The organism is Streptomyces sp. JK94 (assembly GCF_053613315.1).
Genome location: NZ_JBSICH010000044.1, coordinates 27,381 through 40,257, shown reverse-complemented (window position 1 = coordinate 40,257; position 12,877 = coordinate 27,381). Strand labels below are relative to the sequence as shown.

The 12,877-nt window shown below is 70.3% G+C and carries 11 protein-coding genes and 2 riboswitches; of the genes, 3 read left to right on the top strand and 8 right to left on the bottom strand.

From position 1 onward, the window contains the following. Positions 1-24: 24 nt before the first annotated feature. The 8 genes from ACVV2G_RS30170 to ACVV2G_RS30135 all read right to left on the bottom strand — a co-directional run bounded on the left by ACVV2G_RS30170 (position 25) and on the right by ACVV2G_RS30135 (position 9,495). A complete protein-coding gene (locus ACVV2G_RS30170) occupies positions 25-1,506 on the bottom strand; it encodes an ABC transporter ATP-binding protein (protein WP_453845963.1) in 1,482 nt (493 codons plus the stop codon). 23 nt (positions 1,507-1,529) lie between these two features. After that, positions 1,530-2,627, bottom strand: coding sequence for an ABC transporter ATP-binding protein (locus tag ACVV2G_RS30165; RefSeq protein WP_453845962.1), 1,098 nt, complete (start codon positions 2,625-2,627; stop codon positions 1,530-1,532). Continuing rightward, a complete protein-coding gene (locus ACVV2G_RS30160; RefSeq protein ID WP_453845961.1) occupies positions 2,624-3,622 on the bottom strand; it encodes an ABC transporter permease in 999 nt (332 codons plus the stop codon). Before ACVV2G_RS30160 ends, ACVV2G_RS30165 begins: the two co-directional genes overlap by 4 nt. A gap of 108 nt (positions 3,623-3,730) precedes the next feature. Continuing rightward, positions 3,731-5,527 (bottom strand): ABC transporter substrate-binding protein, encoded by a 1,797-nt coding sequence (locus ACVV2G_RS30155; RefSeq protein WP_453845960.1) that lies wholly within the window; start codon positions 5,525-5,527, stop codon positions 3,731-3,733. Positions 5,528-5,597: 70 nt separating this feature from the next. After that, positions 5,598-6,605 carry an ABC transporter permease gene (locus ACVV2G_RS30150; RefSeq protein WP_453845959.1) on the bottom strand — a complete coding sequence of 336 codons (1,008 nt, stop codon included), beginning with the start codon at positions 6,603-6,605 and terminating at the stop codon, positions 5,598-5,600. A gap of 315 nt (positions 6,606-6,920) precedes the next feature. Beyond that, positions 6,921-7,718: an enhanced serine sensitivity protein SseB C-terminal domain-containing protein gene (locus ACVV2G_RS30145; RefSeq protein ID WP_453845958.1), complete on the bottom strand. Its 798-nt coding sequence runs from the start codon at positions 7,716-7,718 to the stop codon at positions 6,921-6,923. A 165-nt stretch (positions 7,719-7,883) separates the two neighbouring features. After that, on the bottom strand, positions 7,884-8,687 hold the full coding sequence (locus ACVV2G_RS30140; protein ID WP_453845957.1) for an enhanced serine sensitivity protein SseB: 804 nt from the start codon (positions 8,685-8,687) through the stop codon (positions 7,884-7,886). A 127-nt stretch (positions 8,688-8,814) separates the two neighbouring features. After that, on the bottom strand, positions 8,815-9,495 hold the full coding sequence (locus ACVV2G_RS30135; protein WP_453845996.1) for an AAA family ATPase: 681 nt from the start codon (positions 9,493-9,495) through the stop codon (positions 8,815-8,817). A gap of 179 nt (positions 9,496-9,674) precedes the next feature. Further along, positions 9,675-9,769, top strand: a riboswitch (glycine riboswitch). After that, positions 9,770-9,886, top strand: a riboswitch (glycine riboswitch). 39 nt (positions 9,887-9,925) lie between these two features. Between ACVV2G_RS30135 and gcvT the strand changes: the two genes are divergently transcribed. From gcvT to glyA, 3 genes are all read left to right on the top strand, one after another. Further along, positions 9,926-11,044, top strand: coding sequence for a glycine cleavage system aminomethyltransferase GcvT (gene gcvT, locus ACVV2G_RS30130; protein ID WP_453845956.1), 1,119 nt, complete (start codon positions 9,926-9,928; stop codon positions 11,042-11,044). Positions 11,045-11,163: 119 nt separating this feature from the next. Continuing rightward, on the top strand, positions 11,164-11,541 hold the full coding sequence (gcvH, locus tag ACVV2G_RS30125; protein ID WP_453845955.1) for a glycine cleavage system protein GcvH: 378 nt from the start codon (positions 11,164-11,166) through the stop codon (positions 11,539-11,541). 15 nt (positions 11,542-11,556) lie between these two features. Further along, complete coding sequence (gene glyA, locus ACVV2G_RS30120) at positions 11,557-12,819, top strand: serine hydroxymethyltransferase (protein ID WP_453845954.1); 1,263 nt, start codon at positions 11,557-11,559, stop codon at positions 12,817-12,819. Positions 12,820-12,877 lie beyond the last annotated feature (58 nt).

Sequence of the window (12,877 nt, the reverse complement as noted above, 5' to 3'; positions counted from 1 at the left end):
CGGGGGCTCACCGGCGGGGCAAGGTCACTTCTCCTTGGCGGGAGATTCCTCGTCAGGGCCGTCGGCGTCCGCCGCCCCGCCGACGGGCTCGGCACCCTTCGCGGCGGGTTCCGCACCGTCCACCACGGGCTCGGCACCCTTCGCGACGGGCTCCGCGCCGTCCGAAGCGGGCTTCGCGTCATCCGGAGCGACCACGGCGTCGTCCGAGCCGGACGCAGTGCCCTTCGCGACGGCCCCCTCACCCTTCACGGCGGGCTCCGCACCCTCCGCCGCGGACTCCGCACCGTCCACCACGGACTCCGCGCCGTCCGACGCGGGCCCGGTGTCCCGGGTGTCGGTGTCGGCCTCCGAGGCCACCGCCGCCGAGGTCGCCGCCGACTCCGCCAGCGCCTCCTCGGAGACCAGCTCCGCCGCCCCCTTGGCGGCGGTCAGCAGGACGACGTCCTGCGGGGCCTGGTCCTCGAAGTTCTCCGGGTGGTGGCAGGCCACCTGCTGGCCCGGCCGCAGCTCCTTCAGCGGCGGCTCGGTGGTCGTGCAGATCTGCGTCGCCTTCCAGCACCGGGTGTGGAAGCGGCACCCGCTCGGCGGGGAGATCGGCGAGGGCACGTCGCCCTTGAGCAGGATGCGCTCGCTCTTGGCCGCCTTGCGGGACGGGTCCGGGATCGGCACCGCCGAGAGCAGCGCCTTGGTGTACGGGTGCATCGGCGATTTGTAGAGCTGGTCCCGGTCGGCCAGCTCCATGATCTTGCCGAGGTACATCACCGCGATCCGGTCCGAGACGTGCCGGACGACGGACAGGTCGTGCGCGATGATCACGTACGTCAGGCCCAGCTCGCTCTGGAGGTCGTCGAGCAGGTTGACGACCTGGGCCTGGATCGACACGTCGAGCGCGGAGACCGGCTCGTCGGCCACGACCAGCTTCGGGTTCAGCGCGAGCGCGCGGGCGATGCCGATGCGCTGGCGCTGGCCGCCGGAGAACTCGTGCGGGTAGCGGTTGTAGTGCTCGGGGTTGAGACCGACCACCGACAGCAGCCGCTGGACCTCCTTCTTGACCCCGCCCTCGGGCTCGACGCCCTGGAGCTTGAAGGGGGCGCTGACGATCGTGCCGATGGTGTGGCGCGGGTTCAGCGACGAGTACGGGTCCTGGAAGATCATCTGCACGTCGCGGCGCAGCGGGCGCATCCCGCCGACCCCGAGGTGGGTGATGTCCCTGCCCTCGAACTCGACCTTGCCCGCGGTCGGCTCCAGCAGCCGCGTGATCAGCCGGCCCATGGTCGACTTGCCGCAGCCCGACTCGCCCACGACACCGAGGGTCTCACCGGACCTGACCTCGAAGTCGATGCCGTCGACGGCGCGGACCGCGCCGACCTGGCGCTGCAGCAGGCCCTTCTTGATCGGGAAGTGCTTCTGCAGCCCGGTCACCTTCAGCAGGGTCTCGCCGGGGGCGGCGTCCTTGGTGAGGGTGGCGGCGCCCTGTGCGCTGCCGGTCTGTGCGGGGATGGTCACCGCTTTGTCCTCTGCCTTGTCGCTCACAGCTTCGGCGCAATCTCTTCGGTCCAGATACGCTCCCGCTGCTCCTGCGACATGTGGCAGGCGGCCCAGTGCTTGCTGCCGACCTCGGTCAGCTCGGGGCGGACCGTGCGGGTGACGTCGTCCTTGGGCACGTCGGCGTACGGGCAGCGCGGGTTGAAGGCGCAGCCGGACGGGAGGTTGATGAGGGAGGGCGGGGACCCCTTGACCGGGATGAGGCGCTCCTGCTGGTCGCGGTCGAGCCGCGGCATCGAGCCGAGCAGGCCCCAGGTGTAGGGGTGCCGGGGCTCGTAGAACACCTTCTCCGCCGGACCGCGCTCGACGCAGCGGCCGCCGTACATCACCAGGAGGTCGTCGGCCAGCTCGGCGACGACGCCCAGGTCGTGGGTGATGACGATGACCGCGGAGCCGAACTCCTTCTGCAGGTCGCGGATCAGGTCGAGGATCTGCGCCTGGACGGTCACGTCCAGGGCGGTGGTCGGCTCGTCCGCGATGAGCAGTTCGGGGTTGTTGACCAGCGACATCGCGATCATCGCGCGCTGGCGCATACCGCCGGAGAACTCGTGCGGGTAGCTGTCGACGCGCTTGTCCGGCTGGGGGATGCCGACGCGGTCGAGCATCTCCACGGCACGGCGCTTGGCGGTCTTCTTGTCCACGTCGTGGTGGATGCGGTACGCCTCCACGATCTGCTGCCCGATCGTGTAGTACGGGTGCAGCGCGGACAGCGGGTCCTGGAAGATCATCGCCATCTGCCGGCCGCGCAGCTTGCGCACGTGGTCCGGGTCGGCGGAGAGCAGTTCGGTGCCGTCCAGCCAGATCTCGCCCGTGATCCGCGCCTTGCGCTTGCCGTACTGGCCGGCGGTGTGCAGGCCCATGATGCCGAGCGAGGTCACCGACTTGCCGGAGCCGGACTCGCCGACGATGCCGAGGGTCTTGCCCTTCTCCAGCTGGAAGGTGAGGCCGTCGACGGACTTGACCAGGCCGTCGTCGGTCGGGAAGTGCACCTTCAGGTCGCGTACTTCCAGGAAGGCCTTCGGCGCGGGCGAGGCGCCGGTGGGCTCGCCCACGGCTGCTCCGCTCTTGCTGGGGTCGGTCATGCGAGCCTCACTCGGGGGTCGATCACGGCGTACAGGATGTCCACCACGAGGTTGGCGATCAGCACCGCGAGGGAAGTGATCAGGACGACGCCCAGGATGAAGGGCAGGTCCTGGGTCTGGATCGCGTCCAGCACCTTCTGGCCGAGGCCGGGGAGGCTGAACGTCGTCTCGGTCAGGATCGCGCCGCCCATGAGGGCGCCGAGGTCCATGCCGAGCATGGTGAGCAGGGGGGTCAGGGTCGACCGCATGGCGTGCTTGCGGATGACGACCTGCTCCGTGAGGCCCTTGGCGCGCGCGGTGCGGATGTAGTCCTCGCCGAGGATCTCCATCATGGTGGCCCGGGTGATCCGGGCGTACATCGCGGCGTACAGGAAGGCCAGGGTGACCCACGGGAGGATCATGCCGCCGAGCCAGCCGGTGACGCTCTCCTCCAGGGGTACGAACTGACCGTCGATCCAGCCCAGTCCGTAGGAGAAGACCGCCAGGCTGACCAGACCGGTGAAGTAGATGGGGAGGGAGACGCCCGCCAGCGCGACGACCATCGCGCCGCGGTCCCACAGGGTGCCCCGCTTGAGCGCGGAGAGCACGCCGGCGGCGAGACCGAAGATCAGCCACAGGACGGCCGCACCGAGCGCGAGAGCCAGGGTCACTGGGAAACGCTCGGTCAGGACCGGCCAGACGGACTGCTCGGTGCGGAAGGAGTACCCGAAGCACGGCGCGGAGCAGTTGGTGACGTCACCGCCGGCCGCGTAGGTGCGGCCCGCGAAGATGCCCTTGAAGAACTCCCAGGCCTGGACGAAGACCGGGTCGGACAGACCCAGCTTCTGTCGCACTCCCTCGACGGCGGCGGGGTCCGCCTGCTTGCCCACGAAGCTCAGGGCGACGTCGACGCCCGCCCACTTGGGGACGAGGAAGAAGATGCCGAAGACCACCAGAATGATGACCACCAGCATCACTGCGGCGGCGAACAGCCGCCTGATGAGATAAGCGAGCACGGGTTGCGGCCCGCTGCGGACCACGGGCCGCCGGAGATCATCCGGCGGCCCACGGTCACGCCGCGCCGGCCTTCACCTGCCTTTCGTGCCGTACGGCGGGTGTACCGGTTACTTCTTCAGGCCGAGGTTGACGAAGTCGTACATACCGCTGTACGCGTCGGTCGTGTACACGTTCGCCAGTCGGCTGGAGCGCCAGTTGATGAACTTCTCGAAGACGAAGGGCAGGTAGTACGCGCCCTCCATGACCTTGTGGTTGATCTCCGTGGCGATCTTGGTCTTGCCGGCGTCGTCCTGCTGGGTCAGGTAGTCCGCGAACAGACCGTCGATCGTCTTGTCGTTGATCAGCGCGAAGTTGTTGTTCGCGCTGTCCAGGATGTAGTCGCTGTGCCACAGCGGCAGACCGTAGCCCTGCACGGACGGGAAGTCCGGGCCCCAGCCCATGATGATGATGCCGTAGCCCTTCTTCTGCACGTTCGTCGGGCTGCCGATGACGCTGGCGTACTGGGCACCGTCGTACTGGTAGATCTCGACGTCGATGCCGACCTTCTTCAGCGACGCCTGCATGGACTCGGCGGTGGCCACCTCGACCGGCTTGTTGTTGCGGACCGCGATGGTGGTCTTGAAGCCGTTCGGCTTGCCGCAGGCCTCCAGCTCTTCCTTGGCCTTGGCGACGTTGCCGTTCTTGTTCTCACCCGCCATGCCGTACGGGTCGTACTTCTGGCCCTCGGAGCCCGGGACGGCCGGCGGCAGCATGTTGGTGCCGATGTCGCCACCGGCGACCGGGCCACCGCGCGCGGTCTGCAGGGAGACGTGGTCGGCCCCGTAGAGCACGGCCTTGCGGCAGTGGATGTTGTCGAAGGGCTTCACGTTCTGCGGGAAGGACGCGTACCGGATGTAACCCGAGACCGGGTTGTCCAGGTTGCCCTTGTGCTCCTGCAGGGCGGTGGTGCGGCCCTGCGGGGACAGACCGGTCTGGGCCAGGTCCAGGTCGTAGTCGCCGGCGATCAGGCGGGCGTCCAGGTCGTTGGCGTTGGAGAAGAAGTTGATCGTGATCTTGTCCGGGTACGCCTTGCGGACCGGGTCCGACTCCTGCTTCCACTCGGTGTTGCGGACCAGCGTGAGGTCCTTGCCCGGGCTGTAGGACTCGAACTTGTACGGGCCCGAGGAGAACGGGTGCAGACCGTACTTGGACTTGGTGTCCTTGTCCTGGCGGACCGGGGACGCCGAGGTCAGCGCGAGCATCTCCTCGAAGTCCGAGTTGGCCGCGGGGAGCTTGAAGACGATGGTCTTGTCGTCCGGGGTCTCGATCGCCTTCAGGCCGAGCTTGTCCTTGGACTTGTCCTTGTACGGGCCCTGGTACTCGCCCTTGGGGTCGAGCACCTCCTTGAGGTACGTCGGACCGCCGGACAGCACGTCCTGCGCCCAGACGCGCTCGATGCCGTACTTGACGTCCTTGGAGGTGATCGGCTTGCCGTCCTCCCAGGTGACGCCGTCACGCAGGGTGTACGTGTAGGTCTTGCCGTCGTCGGAGACCTCGGCGGTCGCGGTGGCGAGGTCGGGGGTGACCTCGGCGCCCGTCTTGCCCGGCTCGGTCTTGTTCGTGACGAGCTGGCGGCTGTAGTAGCGGGAGAAGTTCCACATGAAGCCGTAGTAGCCGCGCGTGGTGTCCCACGAGTCGGCGTCCTGCGCGCTGGCGAACTTCAGCGTCCCGCCCTTCTTGGCCTCGGAGGCCTGAAGGACCTTGTTGTTGGCCGCGTCGAACTGGGGCGCGCCGTTCTTCGAACCGCCGCCGCTGCTGTCGTCCTCACCGCCGCCGCCGCACGCCGCCGTGGTCAGCAGCGCGGCGACCACTGCGGCAGCGGCCAAAGCCTGCTTGCGCCGCCCTGAGGTGCGTTGGGTAGTCACGATCTCGGATCCTCCGGATTAGATGAGAGACCCCGTGCAGGTACCACGGGTCACTTGCCGGTACGGCAGGTCAGCGGGAGCCCTTCGGGTCCAGCGCATCGCGTACGCCGTCGCCGAAGAGGTTGAAGGCAAGAACGGTGATGAAGATCGCCACGCCGGGGACCACCATGTAGGTGGGGTCCGACTTGTAGTAGTCGATCGCGCTCGAGAGCATCTGTCCCCACGACGAGGTGGGCGGCTTGACGCCCACGCCCAGGAAGCTGAGCGCCGCCTCGGTGAGGATGTTGGTGGGGATCATCATCGTGGTGTAGACGATGATCGGCGCCACCAGGTTGGGCAGCAGTTCCTTGAACAGGATGTAGAACCGTCCCGCGCCCAGGGACCGGGCCGCCTCGACGTACTCCCGCTCGCGCATCGAGAGCGTCTGACCGCGGACCACGCGGCCGATGTAGGGCCAGCCGAAGAAGCCGATGACCAGGATCATCATGAGCAGACGGACACCCGTGCCGCTCAGTCCCAGCATGTTGTCGGGCATGACGGAGACCAGCGCGATGATGAACAGCAGCTGCGGGAAGGCGAGCAGGCCGTCCATGACCCGGCTGATGAGGGCGTCGACCCAGCCGCCGAAGAAACCGGCCAGGATGCCCAGGACGGTGCCGAGGACCACGGCGACGAGCGCGGACAGGAAGCCCACGAGCAGCGAGATCTGGGCACCGTGCACGATGCGGGCGAAGATGTCGCGGCCGTTGACCGGCTCGACGCCCAGCCAGTGCTCGCCGCTGATGCCGCCCAGGGACCCCACGGGGGTGCCGAACAGCGGGTCGATCTTCTCCTCGTTGAAGGCGTTGGGGTCCTGCCCGTAGAGGGAGGTGATCACGGGAGCGAGCACCGCGATCAGGATGAGGACGAGCACCACCACGCCGCCCCCGAGGGCCAGCTTGTCCCGTTTCAGGCGCTCCCAGGCGATCCGGCCCAGGGAACGCCCCTGTACCGACTTGGTTTCGGCGCCGGCAACCGCCGCTTCCTCGGCCGCACTCGGGGCCGCTTCCGCGGTCGGCTCGTGCAATGGTGCCGTCATCTGGCAGGGACCCCTCTCAACCGGCGGTAGCCGGCCCGCACTTGCCGCTGTAGCGGCGTGATCAGTCCGTCGTACACAGGGGCGAACAATCACCCCCTGTTGCGGGAGTCTTCAACGCTTTGGCGATCTGTAGCCAGACTTGACGGGGAATGGATGCGCAACCGTGATGCTGTTTGAGGTGTTCCGTTATCCGGACACTGGGTAACGGGGGCCGGACGCGGACGAGTTGGGACATCGGGGGCATACCGGTGTCATACGCCCTTGTCTACGCGCGAAGATCCCCGTCCGCCACGGTCGGTCCGGGCACCGCGACGGTCAGTACCCGCCCCCGGCCGGAGGGTATCCGTATCCGCCCGCCGGAGCCTGGGCGGGAGCGGCGGCGTGGGCCTCGCGGTCGTAGAAGGGGCGGGCGTTGGCGCCCAGCCACATGGCGACCGGGTCGTGGGCGTCGGTCATCGCCACGGTCGACACCGGCAGTCCCTCCGGCACCGCGCCGACGGACTGCTGCATCATGGCGCGCACCGCGTCGACGGCCGGCGGGGAGGTGTCGTACACGTCGAGACCGATGGCGAGGTACGGCGCCCCGAGCGCCGGCTGCACCCAGGCGCGGCGCAGGGCGCGGACCGCCGGGGTGCGATGGGCGTTCTGCGCGAGCAGGGCGTAGAACTGCGGGATCTCGATGGCCGGTTCGGACAGGCGCAGGGGGCCCGCGGGCTGGCGGTCCAGGCCGCGGGCGATGCGGCGCAGGTCGAGCCAGGGGATGCCGACGCCGCCGCCGGGGGCGTGCGGGTTCAGCCAGAGGCCGTAGTGGTCCGGGTAGAGGGCGCGGGCCACTTCGAGTCCGTCGGCGACTTCGTAGGACCGGCTCCAGCCGCTGGCCGACAGCTCCTGGGCGGAGGTGACGCAGGGCGCGTAGCCGAAGCCGTCGACCTCCATGTTCCCGTACTGGGCGTCCGGGGCGCCGGCCTGGCCGTGCCAGAGCAGCATCCAGACCTGGCCGGAGGTGGGGGTGGCGAGCGCGCGCAGCAGGGCCTCGTAGGCGTCGTAGCGCCCGGGCGTCACCTGGCGCAGCATGTGCTCGACCTGCCCGGTCGTGGTGCCGCTGGCGCTCACGCGTATCGCCCCTTCGAGAAGTTCCCCGGATGTGGAACCAGCTTAAGGCTCCGCGGACAGGGGGCGCCTATGAGCCGGGGGGTGCGGTCGTGCCGCGTCCGCGGGCGCGTCGTGGCCGGTCGCGCCGTCCCCGGCGCCCCGCGAGGGCGTCTGCGTGACCGGTGTTCACAGGTTCCGGTCGTAGAAGGGGTGGACGTTCGCCCGCATCCAGTCGCAGACCGGGTCCTGGGCGGCCTCCAGAAGGACCAGGTTGACCTGGATGCCCAGGGGGGCCTTGGCCAGGGCGCGGCCCAGGGCGTCCAGGGGAAGGGCACGGGCGTCGCCCTCCCAGTGGGCGAGTTCGACGCCGACGAACATGACCGGATCGGCGGTCTCGACGGCGGCCAGGCAGCGGCGGGCGGTGCGCACGACGCCGACGGCGGCGAACTCGGCGGAGGCCGCGGCCAGGAAGTCCACCGGGTCGTCCCGCCAGTCCGGCTCGAAGAGGCGGACCCGGCCGCCGGACGCGGGCCCGTCCAGCGGGGTGCGGCCGGCCCGGCACAGCTCGGCCACGGCCGGCGGCGGCAGGGGGATGCCGACCACGCCGTCCGGGTTCACGGCGATGCCGACCTGCGGGGGCAGGCCGCGGGCGAACTGGGCGGCGGGGGCGACGGTGTACGCCATCTGCGCGCCGGCGGCCTGGCGGAGCTGCTCCTCGGAGCTGAACACCGGCACGTAGGCCTGGCCGTCGATCTCCAGCGAGGGCAGGTCGAGGGGGCCGCTGTTCGGGCCGCCGCCGTTCGGCAGGGGTATCCACAGGAAGCTGCGGCCGAGCACCTCCACGATCCGGCCTCCGGCACCCGGGACCCCGAGGGATGCGGACAGCACCTCCTCCAGCTCGTTGCCGGGCCACCCGCCGTGCGGGTGGGGGTGCGTCTGCGCCGGGAAGCCGGCGGAGAAGTCCGCCGGGAGGTTCCCTGGGATGTCCATCTGCCTACCGCCTGCCTGGTACCGCTGCTGTGGCTGAAAAGGCTAACCCGTTCGGCCCTGTGGCCCTACGGTGCGTCACCCGGTGACGGCCCTGCGGTACGTCACCCGGTGAAGCCGATCCGGTGCGTCACCCGGTGAAGGCGATCCGGCGCAGCGCGCCCGCCGCCGCCCGGTCCAGCAGGATCGCCGAGGCGCAGCCGGCCGGCAGGACGCCCTCGGTGACCGCGCCCAGCAGGCGGGTGTTGGCCGTGCGGTGCCGCAGGAACGCGTACCGCGACACGCCCCGGCCGCGCTCGCGCTGGCCGGCCAGTGCCTCGCCGGCGTCCACGTCGAGCAGCAGCAGGTGCAGGGCGCCCTGCCGGCGCCGGGCCTCGCGGGCCAGCCAGCCGCGCACCCAGGCCTGGGTGCCGCAGTCGTGCACGACCACGCCCTCGCCGGAGCGCAGGGCGCGCCGCAGTCCGGCGTAGTGGGCGAGGCGGACGAGGGGGCGGTAGAGCGCGTACGGCAGGAAGCGCGGCATGCGGCGCTCCCAGCGGTCGCGGCTGTCCTGGGAGTCGATGCGCAGGCCGCGCACGGTGCGCTTGATCAGCGTGGACTTGCCGCTGCCGGGCAGGCCGGTGATCACGACCAGGTCCCGGGGCCCGAAGAGCAGGGCGTGCGGGCTGCGGCCGTCCCGGTCCCGCAGGTCGCGGACGACGGGTGCGGGCGTCTCGGCGCGCGTCTCGGCGCGCGCCTTCGGGGCCGGGGCGACCGGCTGTTCGGGCAGTGCGAGACCCGTGGTCGTGGCGCACGCCGTGGTCCTGTTCACCGTGATCGTCCTCCCCTGGGGCGGTTCACGAGTTCCCATCCCCGTCGAGTGTAAAGAGAAGGTAATGCGCAGGTCTCGTGTTTTCGTTCGCTTACTGCCACAAGCCGGTTACAGATCACGGTCTGCCACGGATCGGCCCGGCGTGCAATGATGGCGGCGCCAACTGCATACCGGCCGTTTGAATCCGCGCGGGAGAGTCCCCGGCCGTCGCCGGGGCGCCGAAGGAGCAAGTCCCTCCCTTGAATCTCTCAGGCACCGTTACCGCGCGGGCGAGGCACATCTGAAAAGCGGGCCGCCGTCCGACGGCTGCCCCACCCAAGGTGCAAGTCCCGGCCGCCGCACTCCGGTGGTCGTGGCGAACCTCTCAGGTTTCGATGACAGATGGGGAGGATCGACCTCGCCCCGTCCTGTCCTGGGAGACGACCGACCGATGAGCAGTACCGAACTCCGCCGTACCGCGCTCGATGCCACGCATCGCGCGCTGGGCGCGACGATGACCGACTTCGCCGGCTGGGACATGCCCCTGCGCTACGGCTCCGAGCGCGACGAGCACGTCGCGGTGCGCACCCGGGCCGGGCTCTTCGACCTCTCGCACATGGGCGAGATCACGGTCACCGGACCGGGCGCCGCCGCCCTGCTGGACTTCGCGCTGGTCGGCAACATCGGCAGCGTGAAGCCGGGCCGCGCCCGCTACACCATGATCTGCCGCGAGGACGGCGGCATCCTGGACGACCTGATCGTCTACCGGCTGGCCGACGACACGTACATGGTCGTCGCCAACGCCTCCAACGCCCAGGTGGTGCTGGACGCGCTGACCGGGCGGGCCCCCGGGTTCGACGCCGAGGTGCGCGACGACCGCGACGCGTACGCGCTGCTCGCCGTGCAGGGCCCCGCGTCCCCGGCCATCGTGAAGAGCCTCACCGACGCCGACCTGGACGGCCTGAAGTACTACGCCGGTCTGCCCGGCACCGTGGCCGGCGTACCGGCGCTCGTCGCGCGCACCGGTTACACCGGCGAGGACGGCTTCGAGCTGTTCGTCAAGCCCGAGCACGCCGTCGGGCTGTGGCAGGCGCTGACCGCGGCGGGCGAGGGCGCCGGGCTGGTCCCGTGCGGCCTGTCCTGCCGGGACACGCTCCGCCTGGAGGCGGGCATGCCGCTGTACGGGCACGAGCTGACGACCGCGCTGACGCCCTTCGACGCCGGTCTCGGCCGGGTGGTGAAGTTCGAGAAGGAGGGCGACTTCGTGGGGCGCGCGGCGCTGACCGAGGCCGCTTCCCGGGCGGAGCGGAACCCGCCCCGCGTCCTGGTCGGCCTGGTCGCCGAGGGCCGCCGGGTCCCGCGCGCCGGGTACCAGGTCGTCGCCGGCGGCGAGGTGGTCGGCGAGGTCACCTCCGGGGCGCCGTCCCCGACGCTGGGCAGGCCGATCGCCATGGCGTACGTCGACCCGGCGTACGCGGCGCCGGGCACCGAGGGTGTCGGCGTGGACATCCGGGGCAGCCACGAGCCGTACGAGGTCGTGGCGCTGCCGTTCTACAAGCGCCAGAAGTAGACAGTGGAGGGACCGCGGTCGCGGCCTTCCGTGACCGCGCTCACGTCCCCGCTGCTCACCGGCGGTGCCGGTGGTCCCCCGTTCATCAGCAGTTTCCCGCGTACAGGAGAATCCAGGCCATGAGCAACCCCCAGCAGCTGCGCTACAGCAAGGAGCACGAGTGGCTGTCGGACGCCGAGGACGGCGCCTCGACGGTCGGCATCACGGAGCACGCGGCCAACGCGCTCGGTGACGTGGTCTTCGTCCAGCTCCCCGAGGTCGGCGACTCGGTCTCCGCGGGCGAGACCTGCGGCGAACTGGAGTCGACCAAGTCGGTCTCCGACCTGTACTCCCCCGTCTCCGGTGAGGTCACCGAGGTCAACGAGGACGTCGTCAACGACCCGTCGCTGGTGAACTCCGCGCCCTTCGAGGGCGGCTGGCTGTTCAAGGTGCGCGTCACGGACGAGCCGGCCGACCTGCTCTCCGCCGACGAGTACACCGCCTTCACCGCCGGCTGAGGAGTCACGGACCGCATGTCGCTTCTGAACACCCCCCTGCACGAGCTCGACCCCGACGTCGCCGCCGCCGTCGACGCCGAGCTGGACCGCCAGCAGTCCACCCTCGAGATGATCGCCTCGGAGAACTTCGCTCCGGTCGCGGTCATGGAGGCCCAGGGCTCGGTCCTCACCAACAAGTACGCCGAGGGCTACCCCGGCCGCCGCTACTACGGCGGCTGCGAGCACGTCGACGTGGTCGAGCAGATCGCCGTCGACCGGGTCAAGGCGCTCTTCGGCGCCGAGCACGCCAACGTGCAGCCGCACTCGGGCGCACAGGCCAACGCCGCCGCGATGTTCGCACTGCTCAAGCCCGGCGACACGATCATGGGTCTGGACCTCGCCCACGGCGGGCACCTGACCCACGGCATGAAGATCAACTTCTCCGGCAAGCTCTACGACGTCGTCCCGTACCACGTCGGCGACGACGGCCAGGTCGACATGGCCGAGGTGGAGCGCCTCGCCAGGGAGAGCAGGCCGAAGCTGATCGTGGCCGGCTGGTCGGCCTACCCGCGCCAGCTGGACTTCGCCGCGTTCCGCAAGGTCGCGGACGAGGTCGGCGCGTATCTGATGGTCGACATGGCGCACTTCGCCGGTCTGGTCGCGGCGGGCCTGCACCCGAACCCGGTCCCGCACGCCCACGTGGTCACCACGACCACCCACAAGACGCTGGGCGGCCCGCGCGGCGGTGTGATCCTCTCCACGGCCGAGCTGGCCAAGAAGATCAACTCCGCTGTCTTCCCCGGTCAGCAGGGTGGCCCGCTGGAGCACGTGGTCGCCGCCAAGGCCGTCGCCTTCAAGGTCGCCGCGAGCGAGGACTTCAAGGAGCGTCAGCGTCGTACGCTGGAAGGCGCCCGCATCCTGGCCGAGCGCCTGGTGCAGGACGACGCGAAGGCGGCGGGCGTGTCGGTGCTGACCGGCGGCACGGACGTCCACCTGGTCCTGGTCGACCTGCGCGACTCCGAGCTGGACGGGCAGCAGGCCGAGGACCGTCTCCACGAGGTCGGCATCACGGTCAACCGCAACGCCGTCCCGAACGACCCGCGTCCGCCGATGGTGACCTCCGGTCTGCGCATCGGTACGCCGGCCCTGGCGACCCGCGGCTTCACCGCCGGGGACTTCGCCGAGGTCGCGGACGTGATCGCCGAGGCGCTGAAGCCGTCCTGCGACGTCGAGGCCCTCAAGGCCCGGGTGAGGACCCTGGCCGACAAGCACCCGCTGTACCCGGGTCTGCACCAGTAGCACCACCGCGTGTCCAGGGGTGCCGTGCCGCCACAAGCAGGCACGGCGCCCCGCCCCG

Excerpts from the sequence above, each read along its gene's own strand:
- ACVV2G_RS30165 (WP_453845962.1), bottom strand. The coding sequence starts at position 2,627 with ATGACCGACCCCAGCAAGAGCGGAGCAGCCGTGGGCGAGCCCACCGGC.
- ACVV2G_RS30150 (WP_453845959.1), bottom strand. The coding sequence starts at position 6,605 with ATGACGGCACCATTGCACGAGCCGACCGCGGAAGCGGCCCCGAGTGCG.
- glyA (WP_453845954.1), top strand. The coding sequence starts at position 11,557 with ATGTCGCTTCTGAACACCCCCCTGCACGAGCTCGACCCCGACGTCGCC.
- ACVV2G_RS30140 (WP_453845957.1), bottom strand. The coding sequence starts at position 8,687 with ATGGACATCCCAGGGAACCTCCCGGCGGACTTCTCCGCCGGCTTCCCG.
- gcvH (WP_453845955.1), top strand. The coding sequence starts at position 11,164 with ATGAGCAACCCCCAGCAGCTGCGCTACAGCAAGGAGCACGAGTGGCTG.
- gcvT (WP_453845956.1), top strand. The coding sequence starts at position 9,926 with ATGAGCAGTACCGAACTCCGCCGTACCGCGCTCGATGCCACGCATCGC.